The sequence below is a fragment of the Salmonella sp. SJTUF14076 genome, from assembly GCF_015534835.1.
GTDB classification, from domain to species: Bacteria; Pseudomonadota; Gammaproteobacteria; order Enterobacterales; family Enterobacteriaceae; genus Salmonella; species Salmonella enterica.
Map to the genome: position 1 here is coordinate 3996125 of NZ_CP064674.1, position 23785 is coordinate 4019909.

A 23785-nucleotide genomic window follows, 5' to 3' on the forward strand; every position below is an offset into this window, starting at 1 on the left:
TTATCATTTAGATTAATATCATTAAACTGCGCTATGGCCTACCGTTCCGCACCGATTGCTGACGATATTATCTGGCGAGCCGCTCCCCAGCCGGAAGACGCCTCGCTGGCGGACGCAGTACGCGAGACGATCGCCTCTACCCGTAAGCACCTGTTGGACTTCATCCGGCTGGATGAAACGCCGCCGCCAACGGCGATGACTCTTGCCCAGTGGACGCGCCCCGCGACGTTTCGTTCATTGCTGGCCGCCTATTCCGATCACATCTATCGGCACACGCCAGGCCTGCCACGTGAAAATAAGCCGTTACTCTCCCTGTGGGCGCAATGGTATATCGGGCTGATGGCGCCGCCGCTGATGCTGGCATTACTGACGCAAGCGCGCGCTATCGATGTCTCGGCAGAACATATTCACGTTGAATTTCATGAAACCGGGCGCGCCGCGTGTTTCTGGCTTGACGTGCATCAGGATAACCTGGCAACGGAGCGTTCCCCGGAAGAACGAATGGAAACGCTGTTAGTCTCCGCACTACAGCCGGTCATTCAGGCGCTGGAGGCGACTGGCGACATCAACGCGAAACTTATCTGGAGCAATACCGGTTATTTAATCAACTGGTATCTGACTGAGATGAAACCGCTGCTTGGCGAAGCCCTGCTGGCAACGCTACGCCAGCGCTGTTTTTTTGAAAAGCAGCTATCCGACGGTCAGGATAACCCGCTGTGGCGGACCGTCGTAATGCGCGACGGTCTTCTGGTACGCAGAACCTGCTGCCAACGTTACCGCTTACCTGACGTACAGCAGTGCGGCGACTGCACGCTAAAGTAAACCGCTTTACGTTGCCTTCAGTTATCGTCACGGCTTACTGCTGCTGGCCTGTCACATTATTATATTTACAGCGGCGCTCTCCGTATGCCAAATTACGTTTTGCCATTTTTGGGTCTACCGTGGCTATTGGTAAGGTCTCAGGAGAGAAGAATGAGTCTGCAATCTGTACGGCAATTTCTGGCCGATCATGCTCCCGATATTGAAATTATCGAATTAAATCAAAGTACAGCGACTGTCGAGCTGGCAGCCAAAGCGCACAACGTAGAGCCAGGGCAGATAGCTAAAACGCTCTCGCTTAAAGTAAAAGACACCATTATCCTGGTGGTCGCGAAAGGCGATGCCCGCCTGGATAATAAGAAGCTTAAAACCACTTTCGGCGCAAAAGCCCGTATGTTGAGCAGCGATGAAGTGGTCAATGCAACCGGACATCCTGTCGGCGGCGTATGTCCCTTTGGGCTGGAGCACCCGCTGCCCGTTTATTGCGACATCTCTCTGAAGGGGTATGACGAAGTATTGCCTGCCGCAGGCGCCACGCACAGCGCGGTACGTATCACGCCGGAAAGAATGGCTGAACTGACATCGGCGACCTGGGTAGACGTGTGCCAATAACGCGCCTGGCCCCCGGATTCCCCGAACAAGCACGGCGCATCCGGCGCGGGCTATACCCGATGCTGGAGCGCGGTAGCATCTCCGGCGCGCAGATATAACAGAATATCCGCCGCATCGAGTAACCCGGCATCAGAACTCACGCCCAGCTTGGACATCACATTAAACTTATGCGCCCGGATAGTCTTAATGTTACGTTCTAACTGGACGGCAATTTGCGGCATTGAGTAGCCGTTCGACATGAAACGCAGAATCTCCCGCTCGGTTGGACTAAGCATACAATTCTGGTGAAGTTCCCAAAGATTGTCTGTACGCTCCGTTGTCCGCCGGGCGCTATTAAGCGATGTAAATAAGGCATCCTGTAAAACATCCAACGGCGACGCTTTGCTGATGACCCCATCCAGCGGCAGCGGGGATAGCGCGCTGATTAAGCGGGCTTCAGCATCATCATCGGCAATCACCAGACGCCGCATATGGGGATAATTTATCGCCAGTTCCGTCAGGCTGGATAATCCTGTCCGGCGTTCAGTTCTTAACGCAGAAAGAGAAAAAATAACGGCAGAAAACGGCGTCTTTAGCGCAGCCTTATAAAACGCGGATGGTTTTGAAAAAATATGAAGCGTATGTCGGCAATCCGGCATTGCATCAAATAGCCCTTTAATACCAATGGTGCTCATCACGCATTTTTCTACGAGCGCAACATTTCTCTTGCTGATTCTGTTTTCCATTCCATGGTTTCTCCATATACCGAAGGTAGGTTCAATTCTCTGGCTCCCTGAGAACTGTTTATCCATGCATACATCTCTGCATTACTGTGTATTGATAAGCGTCGCATGGCGCTATTTTTTTGGGCGCTAATTGTTTTATTACTTTTTTTAAGTAACGCTGCAATTTGGTTAATGCCCCACCCTTTTCCTAAAAGGCGTAATACTTTTCGTTCAGACAGCGTAAGGACAATCGGCCTGTCGTGAGCCTGCTGAATTTCAGACGGTACCTGAGGCGATAATAACGTTTTGCTTATTCTTTCTGAGCGAGCGTTTCCCGCATGGATAACGCTAATAAGATTCTCGATTGGCTCTTCGTCTGAAAGCAAGGTGCTGACGGGGCCCATCAGGAGATCAACCGCATGTGGATAGCAGGATTTAGAAACCAGAAATACCCAATGTATGTCGCGATATTGCGAGATTAAGCTATAAAAATATTCGCAGACAGCACGGGGAGAGGCATTGTTAACTGCTAAATCAGCAATAACTAAATTACTTCGGCGTAGCTGTAGCAGCGTTAGCTCTTCTATCGTACGGCAATACGCCAGTTTATAATCGGGGAAATTACCTGTTATAGCCCCTTTAAGGCCTTCCTGTATAAGAGGGGTTTTACTGATAATAAGTCCATTTTTGCAGCATCCTGGCAGCATAATTCCTCCGCACCCACGCCGCCCCCTTTCATTGCTCCATTAATAAAAACACTATTAACAATGATCGCAAAGAAATATAGGCCGAGTGGATTAATTATCCTTGTTTTATTTTTAAATATCTAACATTGATTGCGCTACAATCCACATAGCACAAAAACATGAAATCACTATCGCATAGTTACTCATAAAACCAGAAGCAAGACAATTAAATTAACTAAATTTGCACATTAGCAATTCTAACGAAAACGCATCATATTAATAAATTTAAAATATGAGTTCGCCCTTCATTCATATTGCTGAGTCCTAAAACAAAAGCCCAACAATACTGTCTACCATCCATAAAACCCATGTAATATCTGCGAATTACACTAAGTCATGCCTATTTTTACGCCCGCTGCTCACGCCATTGTGGTTAAACCATTAATGCATATCGTTGATAAAATTCACCACATCATTGATTCAAAAATGAGCGGCCAGGCTGGCATAATGCCTCTATTCTGGAAACGGACATACGAGAACCGTCGCCCATAAGGATATCCTGCCTGTGACGAAGCGCACGTCTCAGGAAGCTTATGCGTTGCGTCTGGCGGTTGACGTTTTTATCAACAAGAAATTGATCTTAACCAACGCCATCATGCCTGCGCTTCGTGTTAAAAAGAAAGCCTCTGTCATAGTGGCGGCGCATAGAATGTCTTTTCGGACAGGACGAGTCATGCAAGAAGAGCAATCAATTCAACGAGCAGTAACACGGTTATGTATTCAATGCGGGCTGCTTTTATTGCAGCACGGGGCGGAAAGCGCACTGGTTGATGAGCTTTCCACCCGACTCGGTTTGGCGCTCGGTATGGATAGCGTCGAAAGCGCGATCTCCTCTAACGCCATTGTACTGACGACCATTAAAGACGGACAATGTCTGACATCGACACGTAAAAACCAGGATCGCGGCATTAATATGCACGTCGTCACGGAGGTTCAGCATATCGTTATCCTCGCGGAACATCGTCTGCTGGATTACAAAGGCGTGGAAAAACGCTTTAGCCAGCTCCGCCCGCTGCGTTATCCACGCTGGCTGGTGGCGTTTATGGTCGGTCTCTCCTGCTCCTGCTTTTGTAAGCTGAATAATGGCGGCTGGGATGGCGCGGTTATCACCTTTTTCGCCAGCATGATAGCCATGTATATCCGCCAGATGCTGGCGCAGCGGCATTTACATCCGCAGATCAATTTTTGCATCACCGCCTTTGTCGCTACCACGATTTCCGGGCTGATGCTCACCCTTCCCGCCTTTAGCCAGACGCCCACTATCGCCATGGCGGCGAGCGTACTGCTACTGGTGCCGGGCTTTCCGCTGATTAATTCCGTCGCAGATATGTTTAAAGGACATATTAATACCGGGCTGGCGCGCTGGGCTATCGCCAGCCTGTTGACACTGGCCACCTGTGTGGGCGTAGTGATGTCAATGACAATATGGGGGCTACGAGGATGGGTATAATCGACTTTTTACTGGCGCTAATGCAGGACATGATCTTGTCTGCGATCCCCGCCGTCGGGTTTGCGATGGTCTTTAATGTTCCCCACCGGGCGCTTCCGTGGTGCGCGCTACTGGGGGCGCTGGGTCATGGCTCGCGTATGCTGATGATGAGCGCTGGCTTTAATATCGAATGGTCGACGTTTATGGCTTCGCTGCTGGTCGGCAGTATTGGTATTCAGTGGTCACGCTGGTATCTCGCTCACCCTAAAGTGTTTACCGTCGCGGCCGTGATCCCGATGTTTCCGGGGATTTCCGCCTATACCGCGATGATTTCCGCAGTAAAAATTAGCCATCTGGGCTATAGCGAACCGATGATGATTACGCTGCTAACCAATTTTCTGAAAGCCTCTTCCATTGTTGGCGCGCTCTCAATTGGCCTCTCTGTACCGGGATTATGGCTGTACCGCAAACGCCCCCGCGTGTGAATGGTGGAACGCCTCCTGCTGTTCTTACAGGTCTGTGTGGTACTATAAAAACAGTCGCCCTTCTCGGTTGTTGTTCCATATTGAGAAACATTATGTCTTCCAGAATCTTAACGTCGGACGTCATCGGTATTGACGCCCTTTTACACGATCATCATGCTGTGCTGGCGAAGTCAACGGGCGGCGCAGTGGCGGTATTCGCTAATAATGCGCCTGCCTTTTATGCCGTGACGCCTGCACGCATGGCTGAACTGCTGGCGCTTGAAAAAAAGTTATCACGTCCGGGAAGCGATGTGGCGTTAGACGCACAATTTTACGAAGAACCCGAAGCCGCCCCCGTTGCGATTCCCTGCGGAAAATTCGCCATGTATCCCGCCTGGCAACCGGATGCGGATTTTCAGCGTCAGGCTGCCCTTTGGGGCGTGGCGCTTCGGGAGCCGGTCACCGCAGAAGAGCTGGCGGCGTTTATCGCCTACTGGCAGGCGGAAGGTAAGGTTTTTCACCATATCCAGTGGCAGCAAAAGCTGGCGCGCAGCGTGCAAATCAGCCGTTCCAGCAATGGCGGAATGCCGCAGCGCGACATCAATAGCGTCAGCGAACCTGACAATCATATTCCACCAGGTTTTAGGGGGTAACGATGAAAAATGTTGGCGACCTGATGCAGCGTCTACAAAAAATGATGCCTGCGCATATTACGCCGGCGTTTAAAACGGGCGAAGAATTGCTGGCGTGGCAGAAAGAGCAGGGCGAGATCCGGGCGGCAGCGCTGGCGCGGGAAAACCGGGCGATGAAAATGCAGCGCACCTTTAACCGTTCCGGCATTCGACCACTACATCAGAACTGTTCGTTTGATAACTATCGGGTTGAGTGCGACGGACAAATGAACGCGTTAAGCAAAGCCCGACAGTACGTTGATGAGTTTGACGGCAATATCGCCAGCTTTGTCTTTTCCGGCAAGCCTGGAACCGGTAAAAACCATCTCGCCGCGGCTATTTGTAACGAGCTGCTGCTGCGCGGAAAGTCGGTACTGATTATCACCGTAGCGGATATTATGTCAGCGATGAAAGACACGTTCAGCAATCGGGAAACCAGCGAAGAGCAGTTGCTTAACGATCTGAGTAACGTTGATCTGTTGGTGATCGACGAGATCGGCGTGCAGACCGAATCCCGCTATGAAAAAGTGATCATCAATCAAATTGTCGATCGTCGTTCCTCGTCAAAACGTCCCACCGGCATGTTGACGAACAGCAATATGGAAGAGATGACGAAAATGCTTGGCGAACGCGTCATGGACCGTATGCGTCTCGGCAACAGTTTATGGGTTAATTTTACCTGGGACAGTTACCGCAGCCGGGTGACGGGTAAAGAGTATTAAATTGCAACGTGCGCCAGGGCGATACGACGCCTGACTGGCATAACACAGGTGATTACCATGAATACAGCGAAACATGTTCTGTGCTGCGCGGCGATCGCCAGCGTACTGATTTCCACCAGCGGTATTGCCGCCAGTCAGTTAAGCGCTCAGGGCGCGAACGCACAGCAGGGCGGGATGTCGCTTTCTGCGCTAACCGGTCTGCTCAGCAGAGGCGCCCAGTCGCTCAGCGCCGATAATATGAATAATGCCGCCGGTATTTTGCAGTACTGCGCCAAACAGAAACTGGCGTCCGCTACCAACGTGGAAAACGTTAAAAATCAGATTCTGAACAAGTTGGGGTTGGATACCACACAGCAGGAGCAGGACACTAACTACCTGAACGGCCTGCAAGGGTTGCTCAAGACGAAGGACGGCCAGCAGTTGAACCTCAATAATATCGGCAGTACGCCGCTGGCGGAAAAGGTGAAAACCAAAGCTTGCGATCTGGTGTTGCAGCAAGGGCTGAATTTCCTCTCCTGACTGCGTTTTTCTGACCGTGCGCCACGCCGGGACGCCCTGATAAAAGCCGTGTTTTGGCCCTTTACCCGCCAACACGGCATTAACCCGATTTTTCTCTTCGTCTTTTCCTGTTATTAACCGCTATGGCAGGAAGTGATGCCGATCAAAAAACCAACTTTCTAAACTCATTCTAAATAACAGCGCCGTGTAAAGTTATTAGAATTGCAGCAATGTGACATCGCTATTACATTGTTAGAAATTTTTTCCTGCCAGCGATAAGCCTGGTTTATTGAGGATCGTCAGTTGTCCGAGTTGCTCTCTGTCGCTCTGTTTCTCGCCTCTGTGCTGATATATGCCTGGAAGGCGGGCCGTAACACCTGGTGGTTTGCCGCCACTCTCACGGTGCTGGGACTTTTTGTCATTCTGAATATTACCCTGTATGCCAGCGACTATTTTACCGGCGACGGGATCAATGACGCAGTGCTTTATACGCTCACGAATAGTCTGACGGGAGCGGGAGTCGGCAAATATATTCTGCCGGGAATCGGTATTGCCCTGGCGTTAGTGGCGGTATTTGGCGCGCTGGGATGGGTACTACGCCGCCGCCGTCACCATCCTCATCACGTCGGTTACAGCCTGCTGGCGTTACTGCTGGCGTTGGGTTCGGTCGACGCCAGCCCGGCGTTTCGCCAGATTACCGAACTGGTAAAATCACAAATGCGCGATGGCGATCCGGATTTTGCCGTTTATTATAAAGAACCAGCAAAAACCATTCCTAATCCGAAGCTCAATCTGGTCTATATCTACGGCGAGAGCCTGGAACGGACCTATTTTGATAATGACGCGTTCCCCAATCTCACGCCAGAGTTGGGCGCGCTGAAAAATGAGGGGCTGGATTTCAGCCATACCATGCAACTGCCTGGAACGGATTACACCATCGCCGGGATGGTGGCTTCCCAGTGTGGTATTCCGCTGTTTGCGCCGTTTGAGGGCAATGCGTCCGCGTCGGTTTCCAGCTTCTTCCCGCAGAATATCTGCCTCGGCGATATTCTGAAAAACTCCGGCTACCAGAACTATTTCGTGCAGGGCGCTAACCTGCGTTTTGCCGGGAAAGACGTGTTCCTGAAATCACACGGATTTGATCATCTGTACGGCGCTGAAGAGCTAAAAACGGTGGTGGCGGACCCGTCTTATCGTAACGACTGGGGCTTCTACGACGATACGGTGCTTGATGAGGCATGGAAGAAATTTGAAGCGCTTTCCCGCTCAGGCCAGCGGTTTTCGCTGTTTACGCTGACCGTAGATACTCACCACCCGGACGGGTTTATCTCACGCACCTGCAACCGCAAACGCTACGATTACGACGGCAAGCCCAACCAGTCCTTTAGCGCCGTAAGTTGCAGCCAGGAAAACATCGCCGAGTTTATCAACAAAATCAAAGCGTCACCGTGGTTTAAAGATACCGTTATCGTCGTCTCTTCCGACCATCTGGCGATGAACAATACGGCCTGGAAATACCTGAATAAGCAAGATCGCAACAATCTGTTTTTCATTCTGCGCGGCGATAAACCACAGCAGGAGACGCTGGCGGTCAAACGCAACACGATGGACAACGGCGCAACGGTGCTGGATATTCTCGGCGGCGATAATTTTATCGGTCTGGGACGTAGCAGCCTTTCCGGGCAGTCGCTGTCGGAAGTGTTCCTGAATGTAAAAGAGAAAGTGCTGGCGATGAAACCGGATATCATTCGCCTGTGGAATTTCCCGAAAGAGATAAAAGATTTTACCGTCGATCGGGACAAAAACATGATCGCGTTTTCCGGGAGCCACTTCCGCCTGCCGTTACTACTGCGCGTATCGGATAAGCGCGTCGAGCCGTTACCGGAAAGTGAATACTCCGCTCCGCTACGGTTCCAGTTGGCCGACTTCGCCCCGCGCGATAATTTCGTTTGGATCGATCGCTGCTACAAAATGGCGCAGCTATGGGCGCCAGCGCTGGCGCTCTCCACCGACTGGTGCGTCTCGCAGGGGCAGCTTGGCGGGCAGCAAACCGTACAGCATGTCGATAAAGCGCAGTGGCAGGGTAAGACGGCGTTTAAAGACACGATGATCGATATGGAACGCTATAAAGGCAACGTCGATACCTTAAAGATTGTCGATAACGATATTCGTTATAAAGCCGATAGCTTTATCTTTAATGTGGCGGGCGCGCCGGAGGAGGTGAAGCAGTTTAGCGGCATTTCCCGGCCAGAGTCCTGGGGCCGCTGGTCAAATGCGCAGTTGGGCGATGAGGTTAAAATCGAATATAAAGCGCCGCTGCCGAAAAAGTTTGATCTGGTGATCACCGCCAAAGCCTTCGGCGACAACGCGAATCGGCCGATTCCGGTACGCGTAGGCAACGAAGAACAGACGCTGGTGCTGGGTCACGATGTGTCCACTATCACGCTGCATTTCAACAACCCGACGGACGCGAATACCTTAGTCATTGCGCCGCCCGCTCCCGTCTCCACCAACGAAGGTAATATTTTGGGCCATTCGCCGCGCAAATTGGGGATTGGCATGGTGGAGATCAAAGTGGTGAATGTTGAGGGTTAAAAGAGAATGTCATATATGCCGGGTGGCGGCTGCGCCTTACCCGGCCTACACATCATCTTTATCCATAAACTGGCGCGTAGGCCTGATAAGCGAAGCGCCATCAGGCAAAAGTGTGAACATCTCATCCGGCCTACGGTCGTCTGTAGGCCGACTGTTCACCACTACGCCCTTAAAATGTTTCCCAATTATCGCTGCCGTCGGCCACTGCGGCCTTTGGTGACGACACGGCTGCCGGGGTTTTTACCGCAGCCACATCACGCGCACGCTGCTGTTGCTGTTGAATACGGAACACCGCGACGGCCTGGGTCAGACGGCTGGCTTGCTCTTCCAGCGCCGCAGCCGCGGCGGCGGACTCTTCCACCAGCGAGGCGTTCTGCTGCGTTACGCGATCCATCTCCGCTACCGCCAGGCCCACCTGGTCGATACCACGGCTTTGCTCGTCAGACGCCGAGGCAATCTCGCCCATGATATCGGTCACGCGGGTCACTGCATTGACGATCTCATCCATGGTTTCACCGGCGCTTTCGACCAGCGTCGAACCTACATCAACACGGCTCACGGAATCCTCAATCAGACTCTTGATCTCCCGTGCCGCCTGCGCGCTACGCTGGGCCAGATTACGGACTTCACCGGCCACCACCGCGAACCCGCGTCCCTGCTCGCCTGCGCGCGCCGCTTCTACCGCCGCATTCAGCGCCAGAATATTGGTCTGGAAAGCAATACCGTCGATTACGCTGATAATATCGGCGATTTTCTGCGAACTGGAGGCGATATCGCGCATTGTTTGTACGACGTTATCCACTACTTTGCCGCCTTTTTGCGCTGTCTCTGACGCACTCAGCGCCAGATGGCTGGCCTGACGGGCGTTTTCGGCGTTCTGTTTCACGGTGGCGGTCAGTTGTTCCATACTGGCGGCGGTCTCTTCCAGAGACGCTGCCTGCTGCTCAGTACGGGAAGAGAGATCGTTGTTACCCATCGCAATCTCGCTGGCACCGCTATAGATTGCATTCGCGCCGTTACGTACATCGCCCACGGTACGCATCAGTTCACTTTGCATATGACGCAGGTTTTCAGCCAACTGCCCCATTTCGTTGGAGCCTTCCACGTCGATACGCTTCACCAGATCGCCGCTGGCGATATGACGAATGCTTTCAATCAGACGATTCATCGGGGCGATAAGCGACAGTTTGATGCCGAACCAAACGGCGATAATGACCACCAGAACGGCAATCAGCACACTGACCAGTACCCACATCGCCTGGTTGTAGGAACTGTTGTTATCCTCAACAGCAATATCGTACAGACGATCGTTTTGCTGCATATAGGCCATGTACTGCTTCTCAAAAGCGTCCTGATAGCTTTGAGTCGGTTGATCAAAAAACTCGTTAATCTTACCCGCGCCAAGAAGCTGAATAAGCTCCGCCAACGCGCCGTGGTAGATATCATAGGTTCGTTTGATCTCAAGGAAAGCCGCTTCACTCTGACGTGGATCGCGCGGTAACGACTCATACTGCGCCCAGTTTTTTTCGGTGAGCTTCAGCGTATTGGTCGCCCCCTGCATCAGTTCAGCGACAGTTGCGCCGCTGCCAATATTGCTCTGGTCCATCATCCAGCGGATACCCGCGCGATTCAGGGTATTACGCGTTTGCAACAGCTCCACCCAGGTTGCATTCAGGGCAGACTGCTGCTGACGAATGGTTTGCAATACGGTGAAGTTTTCTTTGTCATTCTTCAGCGAGTTGAAGAACAGCCCGCCGGATGTCAGTTGTAAAAGGCCAAATAGCGCCAATACCAGCAGTAAGCTGGTAACAATTTTAATTCGCTTTAACATGTTTTCTCTTTCCGCTAGACAGATACAGAATTTTCGGCCTGGAAAGGGAAAACTTTATGGGATGCGCGCCATTAATATCACGATTAGCTCAGTTAAGTCGTTATGACGCCCCGCGCAACAAGGATCGTCCCATTTTATATCGTGATCTCAATCACATAAAATAGCCCACGCCCTCCTCTGCGAAACCGCTTACCGGTACGTCCGACCGCTTAAACCGCCATACAACCACTCACTGATTTACCTAACTTTACGCGCGCGATGATCTGGCAAGATCCTCTCAGCATAGCAGTCAATCTACCTCCTCAAACACGAACTCAATATCCACCCAGCTTCGGCTGATAATTAAACTTACAACCAGGTTTTACTATGGATACGAAAAAGATATTCAAGCACATACCCTGGGTGATTCTCGGAATCATCGGTGCTTTCTGCCTCTCGGTCGTTGCCCTACGTCGGGGTGAACACGTGAGCGCCCTGTGGATCGTGGTCGCTTCCGTTTCCGTCTATCTGGTGGCTTACCGCTACTACAGCCTGTATATCGCCCAGAAGGTCATGAAACTCGACCCGACGCGCGCGACGCCGGCGGTTATCAATAACGACGGCCTGAACTACGTGCCGACTAACCGCTACGTGCTGTTTGGTCACCACTTCGCCGCCATCGCCGGCGCAGGTCCGCTGGTCGGGCCGGTATTGGCCGCGCAGATGGGCTATCTGCCGGGGACGCTGTGGCTGCTGGCGGGCGTGGTGCTCGCGGGCGCAGTGCAGGACTTTATGGTGCTGTTCATCTCTTCCCGCCGTAACGGCGCCTCTCTTGGCGAGATGATCAAAGAAGAGATGGGTACCGTTCCAGGCACCATCGCGCTGTTCGGCTGCTTCTTAATTATGATCATCATCCTCGCGGTGCTGGCATTAATCGTGGTTAAAGCGCTGGCCGAAAGCCCGTGGGGCGTCTTCACCGTCTGCTCAACGGTGCCGATTGCGCTGTTTATGGGCATCTACATGCGCTTCCTGCGTCCGGGACGCGTAGGCGAAGTCTCCGTTATTGGTATCGTGCTGCTGGTGGCGTCTATTTACTTCGGCGGCGTGATTGCCCACGACCCGTACTGGGGCCCGGCGCTGACCTTTAAAGACACCACCATTACCTTCGCGCTGATCGGCTACGCCTTTGTTTCCGCGCTGCTGCCGGTATGGCTGATCCTCGCCCCGCGCGACTATCTCGCTACCTTCCTGAAAATCGGCGTGATCGTCGGTCTGGCGCTGGGGATTGTGATCCTCAACCCGGAACTGAAAATGCCGGCATTGACGCAATACGTCGACGGTACCGGCCCGCTGTGGAAAGGCGCTCTGTTCCCGTTCCTGTTCATCACCATCGCCTGTGGCGCCGTCTCTGGCTTCCACGCGCTCATCTCTTCCGGTACCACGCCGAAACTGCTGGCCTGTGAGACCGATGCGCGTTTTATCGGCTACGGCGCGATGCTGATGGAGTCCTTTGTTGCGGTGATGGCGCTGGTGGCGGCCTCGATCATTGAACCGGGTCTCTACTTCGCGATGAACACCCCGCCGGCAGGTCTGGGCATTACCATGCCAAACCTGCACGAGATGGGCGGCGAGAACGCGCCGCTGATTATGGCGCAGTTGAAAGACGTTACCGCACATGCAGCGGCGACCGTCAGCTCCTGGGGCTTTGTGATTTCCCCGGAACAAATCCTGCAAACTGCGAAAGATATCGGTGAACCGTCAGTATTGAACCGCGCAGGCGGCGCGCCAACGCTGGCAGTAGGTATCGCGCATGTGTTCCACAAAGTCCTGCCGATGGCGGATATGGGCTTCTGGTATCACTTCGGTATTCTGTTCGAAGCACTGTTTATCCTGACCGCACTGGATGCGGGTACCCGTTCTGGCCGCTTTATGTTGCAGGATTTGCTGGGTAACTTCGTCCCGTTCCTGAAAAAAACCGATTCTCTGGTCGCGGGTATCATCGGTACCGCAGGCTGCGTCGGTTTGTGGGGCTATCTGCTGTATCAGGGCGTGGTCGACCCGCTGGGCGGAGTGAAGAGCCTGTGGCCGCTGTTCGGTATCTCTAACCAGATGCTGGCCGCCGTGGCGCTGGTGTTGAGCACCGTGGTACTGATCAAAATGCAGCGCACCAAATACATCTGGGTGACGGTGATCCCGGCGGTATGGCTGCTGATCTGCACCACCTGGGCACTGGGCCTGAAACTGTTCAGCGCCAACCCACAGATGGAAGGTTTCTTCTACATGGCAAGCCTGTATAAAGAGAAGATTGCCAACGGCACCAACCTGACCGCGCAGCAGATTGCCAACATGAACCATATCGTGGTGAACAACTACACTAACGCTGGTTTGAGTATTCTGTTCCTGGTGGTGGTGTACAGTATTATCTTCTACGGTTTCACCACCTGGATGAAGGTACGCAACAGCGATAAACGTACCGATAAAGAAACCCCGTATGTGCCCGTGCCGGAAGGCGGCGTGAAGATCTCTTCACACCACTAAAACTGATGCCGGGTAGCGCACAGCGATCCCGGCTAGTGTAGGCCGGATAAGGCGCAAGCCGCCATCCGGCTTTATTCATTAACAGGACGGCAGAATGTTTGATACTTTAGGTCAGGCAAAAAAATATCTCGGCCAGGCGGCAAAAATGTTGATTGGTATTCCGGACTACGACAACTATGTCGAGCACATGAAAACCAACCATCCCGACAAGCCGTACATGACCTATGAAGAGTTCTTCCGCGAACGTCAGCAAGCACGTTACGGCGGCGATGGCAAAGGCGGTATGCGCTGTTGTTAATGGAGAGACTATGACCCCGATTGCAGTTACCCTACTTACCGGTTTTCTTGGTGCCGGCAAAACCACCCTACTACGCCATATCCTCAACGAACAACATGGTTTTAAAATCGCCGTTATCGAAAACGAATTTGGCGAAGTCTCCGTTGACGATCAACTGATTGGCGATCGCGCCACACAGATCAAAACCCTGACTAACGGCTGCATCTGCTGTACCCGCTCCAACGAGCTGGAAGATGCGCTATTAGACCTGCTCGACAGCCGCGACCGCGGCGATATTGCTTTCGACCGCCTGGTGATTGAATGCACCGGCATGGCTGACCCCGGCCCGATTATTCAGACCTTTTTCTCCCATGAAGTATTGTGCGAACGCTACCTGTTAGACGGCGTGATTGCGCTGGTCGACGCGGTGCACGCTAACGAGCAGATGAACCAGTTCACCATCGCCCAGTCGCAGATAGGCTACGCCGACCGTATCCTGCTGACCAAAACCGACGTGGCAGGCGACAGCGAGAAACTGCGCGAGCGGCTGGCGCGTATCAACGCCCGCGCCCCGGTTTACACCGTGGTACACGGCGATATTGACCTGAGTCAGTTGTTTAATACCAGCGGCTTTATGCTGGAAGAGAACGTGCTGGCAAGCCAACCGCGTTTCCACTTTATTGCCGATAAACAGAACGATGTGTCGTCAATTGTGGTGGAACTGGATTATCCGGTGGATATCAGCGAGGTTTCGCGGGTGATGGAAAACCTGCTGCTGGAATCAGCGGATAAACTGCTGCGTTACAAAGGGATGCTGTGGATCGACGGCGAACCCAACCGCCTGCTGTTCCAGGGCGTGCAGCGTCTCTACAGCGCCGACTGGGACAGACCGTGGGGCGACGAAACGCCGCACAGCACGCTGGTATTTATCGGGATCCAGTTACCGGAAGACGAGATTAGAACGGCATTTGCGGGGTTAAGGAAGTAAACGGGCGCAGAAAAGCCGGGACCGCACAGGAGATTGTATGCCCCTTATCCGAGATATTCACCAACGCTTCTGGCGTCTGCCACAACTGCCGTGGCTGGAACTACGTACCACCAGTGAAAGCCGTCAGGCCTATAAGCGCCACAGCCACCCGCAACTGTCGCTGGGCGCAATCATCGCCGGAGAAACCCGCTGCATCAGTAACGGGCAAGAGTATCTGTTACGCCCCGGCGAGCTGATCCTGATCCCCCCGCAATCTCCACACAGTTGTAACCCGCTCCACGAGCGACCACGCAGCTATCATATGCTGTATCTCGATGCGGACTGGTGCCTGACGCAGCTCCCCCATTTGCCGGCGGATAGCCGCCTGCATACCACGCAGCCACAGTTGCAGAACCCGCAGCTTTTCCAGCTTTATCAGCAAATTGTGACGTCTATTACTCAGCAACAAACCGCCGGACTTCCGGCGCTTATTATCCACCTGTTGCGCGCCCTGCCGCTACAAAGCGCCGATGACGAACCGCCATGCGCCATCAGCCGCCAGTTGGTTGCCCGCTTAGTCAGCAACCTTCAGGAACCGCCGACGCTGGACACACTGGCGCAGGAGTTTGCGCTCCGTAAGGAGACTCTGATTCGCACTTTTAAGCAGGATACAGGCCTGACTCCTGTCAGCTTTACCAATATGGCCCGCATTGAATATGCCCGGCACCGATTGCGCGCCGGGGACGATATTGCCGATGTTGCCTATCAGACCGGTTTCGCCGATCAAAGTCATTTCCACAAAACCTTCGTCAGCTACACGGCGGCAACGCCGCGTCAGTACGCGCAGAACAGATCAATATCCGACAATAAATAGCGCATCCGCAGGTATAGGCTGACCTCAGTATCATCACTGAGGTTACTATGGAACAGGTTACAACGTTATTTCCTCCGGCGTTTCCCGCACTGGCGCTGGCGCATTTTATGGCGCTGCTCAGCCCGGGCCCGGACTTCTTTTTGCTGGTCGGTTACGCCGTACGCTATCGGCTGCGCGGCAGCGTCGGACTGTGCCTCGGCATTGCGGCGGGAAATGGGCTCTATATTCTGCTGGTGGTGATTGGGTCAGGGCTACTACGTCAGACGCCGCTGCTCTTTACCATCATCGAACTATTGGGTGCCGCCTACCTGCTATGGGTGGGCCGTCAACTGTTGAAAAGCCGCGCCGGGCCGCTGGAGTGGCGGTACGCCGCATCGGCATGTCCGTCACTGGCAAAACAACTATTACTGGGGCTAGGTTCATCGCTGTTGAATCCGAAAAATGCTCTGTTTTATCTGGCGCTAATGACCGCCCTGCTGGGCCCAAACGTGACCGTTACACAGCAGGCCATATGTGGAATCTGGATGACCAGCGTAGTGTTACTCTGGGATCTGCTGCTGATAACGCTTATCGCCCTGCCGCAAATTCAACGTCGCTTGGGTAATCTTGTCTGGAAAATTGAACGCGCCGCCGGCGGCATTCTGATCGCCTTTGGCTGCTGGATTGTATGGCAGTTCATTACAAGTTAAATCGATGAGGGGCAGCTTTATACGGTGGTCAACGTTGCCCGGGCAGATGAACAGGGTCTGCATCATTCGAACCCTTTCCTTCTTATAATGCCGATGCCGCCATAAATTAACCTGCCCCCAGAAACCAATAAAGCGACTAAATAGCCGCTTTATTCTCATCACCAAATATAATATCACCTCTCATCCAGCGGCTTATTTTCATTGATTTTCAGCTGGACTTTCCTTCTGTAAGACGCGCAAATTGCTGTAACAGCGTCGGATGGCGCTAACGCTTATCCGACCTACGGCCCGCTGCCCGGTAACTACCTGCTGTCGGGCTTATAACATATCTCACCTCCAAAAGCCCGATTTCCGCTTTTATCTCTTTTCACATAACGTATGATAGTGCGCAGAAAATTCAGGAGGGATCCATGAGCGATATCCAGCTTTTCCGCCTCGGTGGCGGGAAAGTACAAGAACTGCCGGGCAAAGCCGCAGCCATTGAAAAAGATCTGCAAATGCTGATCGAATCCCATATGGAAACATTCCTTGGCGTCCGCTTTCTCGAGACCGAATACCGTACGGGTAAAACCCATCGTGGGCGAATTGATTCCCTCGGCCTCGACGAAAATAACTGCCCGGTGATTATTGAATATAAACGCCACAGCAATGAAAACGTCATTAACCAGGGTCTGTTTTATCTCGACTGGCTGCTCGATCATAAAGCGGAATTTCAGTTGCTGGTGATGGAGAAAATAAGTAAAACCGCGGCCAAAGCCATTGACTGGTCCGGCACACGGTTAATCTGTATTGCCGCCGATTTTAATAAATACGACGAACATGCCGTTCAGCAAATCAATCGCAATATCAACCTGATTCGTTACAAGCTTTTTGCCGACAACCTGTTAATGCTGGAACTGGTTAACGCCGTGGTCGAAAATAGCCCTCAGCACATCATCGCGAACGGTTCCGTCAGCAGCGGTAAACGCCATACCCGCACGCAGCGCGAACAGCTCTCTTTGGCCTCTCCCGCGCTGCTTTCATTATATGAACAGCTAAAAAGCTATGTGCTCTCACTCAGTGATGAGGTTCAGTTTAAAGAGCTTAAGCTCTATGACGCCTTCCACCTCATTCGTAACTTTCTGTGCGTGGCCGTTTATCCCGTGACCGACCCACACCTACGCCTGTGGCTGAAAATTAATCCACAGCATATCCAGCTTGAAGAAGGGTTCAGTCGGGACGTCACGCATATTGGCCACTGGGGAACCGGCGACGTCGAATTGATTGTGCGTAACGAACACGATCTGGATAAAGCTAAACTGCTGATCGAGAAAGCCTGGCAGGAAAATTAGCGTTCCAGGATATCCGCCTACTGGAGAGGTTAAGATAAGATTATCCAGCCTTTCCAGTTTTACTGACTCTTATCTGTTATTCCACATCCTTCCTTTCCAACCCAATATCCCTTAACTGCTCGTCACTCATTCGTCGCAGCGCCTGACAGGCCCGCTTACGCAGCCACCACCTTTTTAGCGCCCGTCTGAGCTGCACATAGCCAATGAATGGTTGTCTGGGGCGGTTCTCGTAAAATTCCATACCAGCCTCCGCATAGAACAGAAAATGCGGGCATCATGAATGTCTGTACAAACAATATCGGGATCAAAAGCACGGTTAGTGCAACGTGGATAAATAAGGAGGGCGATTGAGGGTGTTTTGTTCGCTTATTTCGTTCTGATTTAAGATCCGCGTCCTTCACAGCAAAAAAGCCAGGCCCCTCCCGATTTCAGAGGGGCAACAGGGATTAGCGGCGCACCACTACCAGCTTCTGGTTCACAAACTCCTTAATCCCCAGATCCGATAGCTCGCGTCCGAAGCCCGAACGCTTAACGCCGCCGAAAGGCAGCTCCGCTGCGGTGTCGGTCAGCCAGTTGATATAAACCATCCCGGTTTCAATCCGGGAGGCCATGCGTTTAGCACGCTCAATATCCTGACTAAACACCGCGCCGCCCAGGCCGTAGTGGGAATCGTTGGCGAGTTTTACCGCCTCGTCATCGTCTTTCACCACATACATCTGCGCCACCGGGCCGAAGAACTCTTCAAAGTACGCCGGGTTGTCACGCGTAATATTGGTCAGAATCGTCGGCTCAAAGAAGTTGCCTTTGCTTTCCAGCGGCTTGCCGCCAACGTGCAGCGTCGCGCCATTTTTCACCGCTTCCTCGACCTGTCTGGTCAGTGTTTCCAGCGCATCTTTCGACGACAGCGGTCCCAGTTCGGTAGAAGCGTCCATCTGATCCCCCACCTTCACCTTCCTGAACGCCTCGGTGAACTGGCTGAGGAATTGATCGGCGATTTTCTCATGCAGGATAAAGCGCTTCGCCGCCGTACATACCTGCCCCGCATTAGTGAGCCGTGCCTGCACGCCAATTTTCACCGCTTTCTCAAGATCGGCATCGTCCAGCACGACGAACACATCGTTCCCGCCCAGTTCCAGCGTCGATTTTTTAATGTGCTTCGCCGCCTGTGCCGCCACGGCGCTCCCCGCTTTTTCAGATCCGGTCAGCGCCGCGCCCTGCACGCGCGGGTCGGCGATGATATTCGCCACCTGATCGGAGGAAATAAACAGGTTGGTCCATGCGCCTTCCGGCGCGCCGGCTTCACGCACCAGCTGGGCAAATGTCTCGGCGCAGTGCGGTACGATGCTGGCATGTTTCGCCAGCACCAGGTTACCAGCGGCCAGGTTCGGCGCCAGCACACGCATCAACTGATAGTACGGGAAGTTCCACGGCTCAACAGCCATGATGACGCCAATCGGATGATGTTCTACCCACGCGTCGCCAAACTCGGTTTTATAAGGCACCGGGGCAAGAAACTGCTTCGCGTTATCCGCATAATAGCGAGCGATCTGCGCGCACAGTTTGACTTCGCCACGGCTCTGCTCGATGAGCTTGCCCATCTCCTGGCTGGCGATTTTTGCCAGTTCTTCAACACGGCTGTCGATCAAGTCAGCCAGCTTATGCAATACCGGCAGACGTTGGTCAATCTCTCCCCTGGACCAGTCGGAGTGATAGAGCGCGTCAGCTTTTTGCAGCGCGGCTTCAATATCCGCGTCCGTGTGCGGGGGATACTCTTTAATGAGCTGATTATTGGCAGGATTCACTGTCTGGTAAGCCATATCACATGTCTCCTTGTTATCGTCATTAAGGCAGCCGTAAATGCCGCTCAGAACAATAAGGGTAGTAGAGATGGCTGGCGCTATCGGTAAAGTTCGGTATATTCGTGCGGTTATCAGCGATAATTATAGAGAGCGTTGCCCGGCGGGCACCGGGCCTGCAACATTCAGACTGGAACCGCGTTAGTGGCTAACATCCTGAAGCTCTTCAGCCGTAAGGCCGGTGAACCGCTGGACAGTCTCGCGGTCAAGTCCGTCCGCCAGCATCTGTCTGGCGATACGCAATGCGGCAACATGCTGACCTTTTTCCAGCCCTTTTTCTAATCCTTCCTCCAGACCGACCTGTCTCCCTTGCCGTTCCCCTTTTCTGCGATCCGCTGCGCGGATCCTCTCTATCAGCGTCATCAGTCTCTCCTTAGTGTGCGGGACATGCCCTACCACATCACGAATAAACGTGGTGAAACGAGGCGTATGTCCGTGCTGAATCATAAGATAATTAAACAGCGCTTTAAGCTGCCTGTCATTAGCGCAACCAGTAACTAACAGCGAAGCAATCCGTTCAACCAGTCCCAGCAGGTCCCGCTGGCGGATATGTTTTTGGATGAGCTCCAGCAGCGCAATGCGGCGGTGCTGCATAATGTCATCATCCGATACCACCGTAATATCGACCAGCGGAAAGGCAGCGGCATAGAGTCTTCTTGCCACTTCCGGGTTCGCAAACTCATCCAGCCAGCACAGCGAAAAAGGATACGGGCTATCAACACCGTGATAAAACAGCATCGGCACCACCAGCGGAAGATGCTTATGCCCCGCATCCAGATGCTGTTGCATTGCCGCCATCGCATACCGCATCAGCCGAAACGCCATATGCGCATCCGGCGTACTCTGATGTTCAATCACGACATAGATATAACCGTCGCCCTCGCGCGTTTTCAGCGACCAAAGCACATCGGAATAATAGGCTCGCAGATTTTTTTCAATAAAGCTGCCGGGCTCCAGCTTTAGCGTCCGCAGATCGCAAAGCTGGCGTAACGACACCGGCAGATGAATCTCCATAAAATCGCGGGCGGTTTCCGGGTGGCGCAAAAAGGTTTTAAACACCGCATCATGCGGTGTTGAGGTCGTCGATTTTTTCATGGCGCTCCGTCATCCCAAACCAGGATGCTGCGACTCTACCTCCTGAAAATTCCTTTCTCATCCGTACCTTTTCAGCATTGCGAGGCGCGACGAAAGATAAATCCTGTTATCTGTAATGCACATGCATTTTCGGAACTGAACACGCAAAATACCAGCCTGCGCGCCCTGCCTTTATCTTTATTAACCAGACAAACTCTTTTGATTAACATCAAAATTTAATTACACTTAATGTGTATATTTTCCGTGCAACGTAAATTTCCCGAGGTGTGATGTGCTGATTGTTATCTGTAATCGCCACACGTTCTGACAAGATTCAGAACGCGTCTCTTCCTGTCTGTGTTTTCACCGGCAGCGTTTTTGATTACATGAAATTCAGTACATCCGCAGCCGCTGTTTCTATCGCCTGCCTGACGTCACGATGACGGTATTGAGTTTCGCTGTCCCATCATGGGGTTCTCCGACATGGAGCGCATTTTTTATGCAACGGATTATTCAGTTTTTCTCCCAACGCGCCACAACGTTATTTTTCCCGATGGCGCTGATTTTGTACGATTTTGCCGCCTATCTGACGACGGATCTGATTCAGCCTGGCATCATTAACGTCGTGCGCGATTTTAATGCTGACGTCAGTCTTGCGCCGGCCTCGGTCAGTCTCTATCTGGCGGGCGGAATGGCGTTGCAATGGCTTCTGGGGCCGCTATCCGACAGGATTGGCCGCCGGCCAGTGCTGATTGCAGGGGCATTAATTTTTACTCTCGCCTGCGCGGCAACGCTGTTGACGACCTCAATGACGCAGTTTCTGGTTGCCCGTTTTGTGCAGGGCACCAGCATTTGCTTTATCGCAACGGTCGGCTACGTCACGGTACAGGAGGCCTTCGGTCAAACCAAAGCCATTAAACTGATGGCGATTATTACCTCCATTGTTTTGGTCGCGCCGGTTATCGGCCCGCTCTCCGGCGCCGCGCTGATGCATTTCGTTCACTGGAAGGTGCTGTTCGGTATTATTGCGGTGATGGGACTGTTGGCGTTGTGCGGCCTGCTGCTGGCGATGCCAGAAACGGTTCAACGCGGCGCGGTGCCGTTCAGCGCGGTGAGCGTACTGCGCGATTTTCGTAATGTGTTTCGCAACCCGATTTTTCTCACCGGGGCGGCGACGCTGTCGTTGAGCTACATCCCGATGATGAGCTGGGTGGCGGTGTCACCGGTGATCCTGATCGATGCCGGCGGGATGAGTACTTCGCAATTCGCCTGGGCGCAGGTGCCCGTATTCGGCGCGGTGATCGTGGCCAATATGATCGTTGTGCGCCTGGTGAAAGATCCAACCCGACCGCGTTTTATCTGGCGCGCCGTACCAATCCAGTTAAGCGGGCTGGCGACATTGCTCCTCGGTAATCTTCTTCTGCCGCACGTCTGGCTTTGGTCTGTGCTGGGCACCAGCCTGTACGCGTTCGGCATTGGAATGATTTTCCCGACGCTGTTTCGCTTCACGCTTTTTTCCAACAACTTGCCAAAAGGGACGGTTTCAGCCTCGCTGAACATGGTGATTCTGACGGTGATGGCGGTGTCGGTCGAAGTCGGCCGCTGGCTGTGGTTTCACGGCGGGAGACTGCCGTTTCACCTGCTGGCAGCGGTGGCCGGGGTGATTGTGGTCTTTACCCTGGCGACACTATTACAGCGCGTGCGCCAGCATGAGGCGGCAGAACTGGCCGCTGAGAAGTAAACACTCTGCCGGATAGAGGCTTATCCGGCACAGGATAATCTGATGTTTTTTGCACGTTCCTGCCGTCTGGCTCTATCCTTAACCCTATGAATAAAATCGCCGAACTCAAACGCGCCAAACGCCTGGCGCTCTCACTGTTGCTGATAGCCGCCGCGACGTTTGTGACCACGCTTTTCCTGCCGCCCAGTTTTTGGGTGCTGGGCGTAAAAGCTATTGCCGAAGCGGCGATGGTTGGCGCGCTGGCGGACTGGTTTGCCGTGGTGGCGCTGTTTCGCCGCATTCCCATTCCGTTTATTTCACGACATACGGCGATTATTCCCCGTAATAAAGACCGAATCGGCGAAAATCTTGGGCAATTTGTGCAGGAGAAGTTCCTTGATACGCAGTCGCTGATCGCGCTAATCCGCCGCCATGAACCCGCGCTGCTTATCGGAAACTGGTTCAGCCAGCCGGACAACGCCAGCCGGGTCGGGCAGCATCTGCTGCAAATTATGAGCGGCTTTCTGGAACTAACCGATGACGCCCGTATTCAGCGGCTGCTCAAGCGAGCGGTACATAAGGCGATTGATAAAGTGGATCTTTCCGGCACCAGCGCCCTGATGCTGGAAAGCATGACCAAAAACGATCGTCACCAGGTGTTACTCGATACGCTGATCGCCCAGCTTATCGCCCTGTTACAGCGTGACAGCTCCCGAACATTTATCGCCAGACAGATCATACGCTGGCTGGAGACCGAACATCCGTTAAAAGCGAAGATTCTGCCGACCGAATGGCTGGGAGAACACAGCGCTGAACTGGTCTCCGACGCGGTGAATTCTCTGCTGGATGATATCAGTCACGACCGCGCACATCAGATTCGTCATGCCTTCGATCGCGCGACGTATAAGCTGATCGATAAACTTAAACATGATCCGGAAATGGCTGCTCGGGCAGAAAACATTAAAAGTTACCTGAAGGAAGATGAGGCGTTTAACCGCTATCTCGGCGAGATCTGGGCGGATCTGCGCCAGTGGTTAAAAACAGATATCAACGCCGAAGACTCAAAGGTGAAGCAGCGCATCGCTCATGCCGGACAATGGTTTGGCGAGACGCTGATCGCCGACGACGCATTACGCGCCTCGCTTAACGGTCATCTGGAGCAGGCCGCGCACCGCGTCGCGCCGGAATTCGCCGCCTTCCTGACGCGCCACATCAGCGATACCGTAAAAGGCTGGGATGCGCGCGATATGTCGCAGCAGATTGAGCTTAATATCGGTAAAGATTTGCAGTTTATCCGCGTGAACGGCACGCTGGTCGGCGGCGCTATTGGTCTGGTGTTATATTTACTGTCGCAAATACCGGCACTGCTCAGTATCTAAGAAGGGGAAG

23 protein-coding genes are annotated in these 23785 nt (G+C 53.1%); 17 read left to right on the forward strand and 6 right to left on the reverse strand.

Annotated elements, in window-relative coordinates; translation table 11 throughout:
• The first annotated feature begins 33 nt into the window (after positions 1-33).
• On the forward strand, positions 34-822 hold the full coding sequence (gene fhuF / locus HU143_RS19335; RefSeq protein ID WP_023226899.1) for a siderophore-iron reductase FhuF: 789 nt from the start codon (positions 34-36) through the stop codon (positions 820-822).
• A 150-nt stretch (positions 823-972) separates the two neighbouring features.
• A complete protein-coding gene (locus tag HU143_RS19340) occupies positions 973-1431 on the forward strand; it encodes a YbaK/EbsC family protein (RefSeq protein WP_000058274.1) in 459 nt (152 codons plus the stop codon).
• A gap of 50 nt (positions 1432-1481) precedes the next feature.
• Here HU143_RS19340 and bglJ read toward each other — a convergent pair whose 3' ends face one another.
• Both bglJ and HU143_RS19350 read right to left on the reverse strand, forming a co-directional pair.
• A complete protein-coding gene (gene bglJ / locus HU143_RS19345) occupies positions 1482-2156 on the reverse strand; it encodes a DNA-binding transcriptional activator BglJ (protein ID WP_000431546.1) in 675 nt (224 codons plus the stop codon).
• Positions 2117-2842 carry a helix-turn-helix transcriptional regulator gene (locus tag HU143_RS19350; RefSeq protein WP_000936661.1) on the reverse strand — a complete coding sequence of 242 codons (726 nt, stop codon included), beginning with the start codon at positions 2840-2842 and terminating at the stop codon, positions 2117-2119. The genes bglJ and HU143_RS19350 overlap by 40 nt, the downstream gene beginning before the upstream one ends.
• Positions 2843-3554: 712 nt before the next feature.
• Here HU143_RS19350 and HU143_RS19355 point away from each other — a divergent pair.
• The 6 genes from HU143_RS19355 to opgB all read left to right on the forward strand — a co-directional run bounded on the left by HU143_RS19355 (position 3555) and on the right by opgB (position 9260).
• Entirely contained in the window at positions 3555-4331 is a 777-nt protein-coding gene (locus tag HU143_RS19355) for a threonine/serine ThrE exporter family protein (protein WP_001747536.1), read from the forward strand.
• Positions 4322-4795 (forward strand): threonine/serine exporter, encoded by a 474-nt coding sequence (locus HU143_RS19360; RefSeq protein WP_000511329.1) that lies wholly within the window; start codon positions 4322-4324, stop codon positions 4793-4795. Before HU143_RS19355 ends, HU143_RS19360 begins: the two co-directional genes overlap by 10 nt.
• A gap of 92 nt (positions 4796-4887) precedes the next feature.
• Entirely contained in the window at positions 4888-5427 is a 540-nt protein-coding gene (dnaT, locus tag HU143_RS19365) for a primosomal protein DnaT (protein ID WP_023226901.1), read from the forward strand.
• A gap of 2 nt (positions 5428-5429) precedes the next feature.
• The gene (gene dnaC, locus HU143_RS19370) at positions 5430-6167 is read left to right on the forward strand and encodes a DNA replication protein DnaC (RefSeq protein WP_000799924.1); all 738 of its coding nucleotides are present in this window, start codon (positions 5430-5432) and stop codon (positions 6165-6167) included.
• Between the two features lie 57 nt (positions 6168-6224).
• Positions 6225-6686, forward strand: coding sequence for a DUF2501 domain-containing protein (locus tag HU143_RS19375; RefSeq protein ID WP_001090314.1), 462 nt, complete (start codon positions 6225-6227; stop codon positions 6684-6686).
• Positions 6687-6968: 282 nt separating this feature from the next.
• Entirely contained in the window at positions 6969-9260 is a 2292-nt protein-coding gene (gene opgB, locus HU143_RS19380) for a phosphatidylglycerol--membrane-oligosaccharide glycerophosphotransferase (RefSeq protein ID WP_001292725.1), read from the forward strand.
• A gap of 169 nt (positions 9261-9429) precedes the next feature.
• Here opgB and tsr read toward each other — a convergent pair whose 3' ends face one another.
• The gene (gene tsr, locus HU143_RS19385; protein ID WP_023227019.1) at positions 9430-11091 is read right to left on the reverse strand and encodes a methyl-accepting chemotaxis protein; all 1662 of its coding nucleotides are present in this window, start codon (positions 11089-11091) and stop codon (positions 9430-9432) included.
• Between the two features lie 366 nt (positions 11092-11457).
• On the opposite strand from tsr, the gene btsT reads away from it, so the two are divergent.
• The 6 genes from btsT (at position 11458) to HU143_RS19415 (ending at position 17746) form a co-directional block, all read left to right on the forward strand.
• A complete protein-coding gene (gene btsT / locus HU143_RS19390) occupies positions 11458-13608 on the forward strand; it encodes a pyruvate/proton symporter BtsT (protein ID WP_023227018.1) in 2151 nt (716 codons plus the stop codon).
• A gap of 94 nt (positions 13609-13702) precedes the next feature.
• Entirely contained in the window at positions 13703-13906 is a 204-nt protein-coding gene (locus HU143_RS19395; RefSeq protein ID WP_000460616.1) for a YbdD/YjiX family protein, read from the forward strand.
• A gap of 10 nt (positions 13907-13916) precedes the next feature.
• A complete protein-coding gene (gene yjiA / locus HU143_RS19400) occupies positions 13917-14873 on the forward strand; it encodes a GTPase (protein ID WP_023227017.1) in 957 nt (318 codons plus the stop codon).
• Positions 14874-14910: 37 nt separating this feature from the next.
• Entirely contained in the window at positions 14911-15726 is an 816-nt protein-coding gene (locus HU143_RS19405; protein WP_023227016.1) for an AraC family transcriptional regulator, read from the forward strand.
• A gap of 47 nt (positions 15727-15773) precedes the next feature.
• Positions 15774-16415 carry a LysE family translocator gene (locus HU143_RS19410; RefSeq protein WP_000438687.1) on the forward strand — a complete coding sequence of 214 codons (642 nt, stop codon included), beginning with the start codon at positions 15774-15776 and terminating at the stop codon, positions 16413-16415.
• A 410-nt stretch (positions 16416-16825) separates the two neighbouring features.
• On the forward strand, positions 16826-17746 hold the full coding sequence (locus HU143_RS19415) for a DUF5655 domain-containing protein (RefSeq protein ID WP_023227015.1): 921 nt from the start codon (positions 16826-16828) through the stop codon (positions 17744-17746).
• A gap of 76 nt (positions 17747-17822) precedes the next feature.
• On the opposite strand, the gene yjiS is transcribed toward HU143_RS19415, so the two are convergent.
• Positions 17823-17987, reverse strand: a complete 165-nt coding sequence (yjiS, locus tag HU143_RS19420; RefSeq protein ID WP_000397918.1) for a DUF1127 domain-containing protein YjiS — start codon at positions 17985-17987, stop codon at positions 17823-17825.
• On the opposite strand from yjiS, the gene HU143_RS19425 reads away from it, so the two are divergent.
• Positions 17954-18097 carry a hypothetical protein gene (locus HU143_RS19425; RefSeq protein WP_001581776.1) on the forward strand — a complete coding sequence of 48 codons (144 nt, stop codon included), beginning with the start codon at positions 17954-17956 and terminating at the stop codon, positions 18095-18097. The genes yjiS and HU143_RS19425 overlap by 34 nt on opposite strands.
• A gap of 95 nt (positions 18098-18192) precedes the next feature.
• Here the strand turns inward: HU143_RS19425 and HU143_RS19430 are convergent, their stop codons facing one another.
• Both HU143_RS19430 and HU143_RS19435 read right to left on the reverse strand, forming a co-directional pair.
• Positions 18193-19563 carry an NAD-dependent succinate-semialdehyde dehydrogenase gene (locus HU143_RS19430; RefSeq protein WP_023227014.1) on the reverse strand — a complete coding sequence of 457 codons (1371 nt, stop codon included), beginning with the start codon at positions 19561-19563 and terminating at the stop codon, positions 18193-18195.
• Between the two features lie 180 nt (positions 19564-19743).
• The gene (locus HU143_RS19435) at positions 19744-20697 is read right to left on the reverse strand and encodes an Rpn family recombination-promoting nuclease/putative transposase (RefSeq protein WP_000749994.1); all 954 of its coding nucleotides are present in this window, start codon (positions 20695-20697) and stop codon (positions 19744-19746) included.
• A 478-nt stretch (positions 20698-21175) separates the two neighbouring features.
• Here HU143_RS19435 and mdtM point away from each other — a divergent pair, with 478 nt between their 5' ends.
• A complete protein-coding gene (gene mdtM / locus HU143_RS19440; RefSeq protein WP_001188918.1) occupies positions 21176-22417 on the forward strand; it encodes a multidrug efflux MFS transporter MdtM in 1242 nt (413 codons plus the stop codon).
• A gap of 86 nt (positions 22418-22503) precedes the next feature.
• Entirely contained in the window at positions 22504-23775 is a 1272-nt protein-coding gene (locus tag HU143_RS19445; protein WP_001033033.1) for a DUF445 domain-containing protein, read from the forward strand.
• The last annotated feature ends 10 nt before the right edge of the window (positions 23776-23785 follow it).

What these genes read in the sequence shown, in the direction of transcription:
- HU143_RS19375 (WP_001090314.1), top strand. Translation starts at nt 6,225, where the DNA reads ATGAATACAGCGAAACATGTTCTGTGCTGCGCGGCGATCGCCAGCGTA.
- HU143_RS19445 (WP_001033033.1), top strand. Translation starts at nt 22,504, where the DNA reads ATGAATAAAATCGCCGAACTCAAACGCGCCAAACGCCTGGCGCTCTCA.
- yjiA (WP_023227017.1), top strand. Translation starts at nt 13,917, where the DNA reads ATGACCCCGATTGCAGTTACCCTACTTACCGGTTTTCTTGGTGCCGGC.
- mdtM (WP_001188918.1), top strand. Translation starts at nt 21,176, where the DNA reads ATGCAACGGATTATTCAGTTTTTCTCCCAACGCGCCACAACGTTATTT.
- dnaC (WP_000799924.1), top strand. Translation starts at nt 5,430, where the DNA reads ATGAAAAATGTTGGCGACCTGATGCAGCGTCTACAAAAAATGATGCCT.
- HU143_RS19430 (WP_023227014.1), bottom strand. Translation starts at nt 19,563, where the DNA reads ATGGCTTACCAGACAGTGAATCCTGCCAATAATCAGCTCATTAAAGAG.
- bglJ (WP_000431546.1), bottom strand. Translation starts at nt 2,156, where the DNA reads ATGGAAAACAGAATCAGCAAGAGAAATGTTGCGCTCGTAGAAAAATGC.
- HU143_RS19355 (WP_001747536.1), top strand. Translation starts at nt 3,555, where the DNA reads ATGCAAGAAGAGCAATCAATTCAACGAGCAGTAACACGGTTATGTATT.
- HU143_RS19435 (WP_000749994.1), bottom strand. Translation starts at nt 20,697, where the DNA reads ATGAAAAAATCGACGACCTCAACACCGCATGATGCGGTGTTTAAAACC.
- dnaT (WP_023226901.1), top strand. Translation starts at nt 4,888, where the DNA reads ATGTCTTCCAGAATCTTAACGTCGGACGTCATCGGTATTGACGCCCTT.
- btsT (WP_023227018.1), top strand. Translation starts at nt 11,458, where the DNA reads ATGGATACGAAAAAGATATTCAAGCACATACCCTGGGTGATTCTCGGA.
- HU143_RS19405 (WP_023227016.1), top strand. Translation starts at nt 14,911, where the DNA reads ATGCCCCTTATCCGAGATATTCACCAACGCTTCTGGCGTCTGCCACAA.
- HU143_RS19360 (WP_000511329.1), top strand. Translation starts at nt 4,322, where the DNA reads ATGGGTATAATCGACTTTTTACTGGCGCTAATGCAGGACATGATCTTG.
- HU143_RS19410 (WP_000438687.1), top strand. Translation starts at nt 15,774, where the DNA reads ATGGAACAGGTTACAACGTTATTTCCTCCGGCGTTTCCCGCACTGGCG.
- tsr (WP_023227019.1), bottom strand. Translation starts at nt 11,091, where the DNA reads ATGTTAAAGCGAATTAAAATTGTTACCAGCTTACTGCTGGTATTGGCG.
- yjiS (WP_000397918.1), bottom strand. Translation starts at nt 17,987, where the DNA reads ATGGAATTTTACGAGAACCGCCCCAGACAACCATTCATTGGCTATGTG.
- HU143_RS19350 (WP_000936661.1), bottom strand. Translation starts at nt 2,842, where the DNA reads ATGCTGCCAGGATGCTGCAAAAATGGACTTATTATCAGTAAAACCCCT.
- HU143_RS19340 (WP_000058274.1), top strand. Translation starts at nt 973, where the DNA reads ATGAGTCTGCAATCTGTACGGCAATTTCTGGCCGATCATGCTCCCGAT.
- HU143_RS19425 (WP_001581776.1), top strand. Translation starts at nt 17,954, where the DNA reads ATGGTTGTCTGGGGCGGTTCTCGTAAAATTCCATACCAGCCTCCGCAT.
- HU143_RS19415 (WP_023227015.1), top strand. Translation starts at nt 16,826, where the DNA reads ATGAGCGATATCCAGCTTTTCCGCCTCGGTGGCGGGAAAGTACAAGAA.
- fhuF (WP_023226899.1), top strand. Translation starts at nt 34, where the DNA reads ATGGCCTACCGTTCCGCACCGATTGCTGACGATATTATCTGGCGAGCC.
- HU143_RS19395 (WP_000460616.1), top strand. Translation starts at nt 13,703, where the DNA reads ATGTTTGATACTTTAGGTCAGGCAAAAAAATATCTCGGCCAGGCGGCA.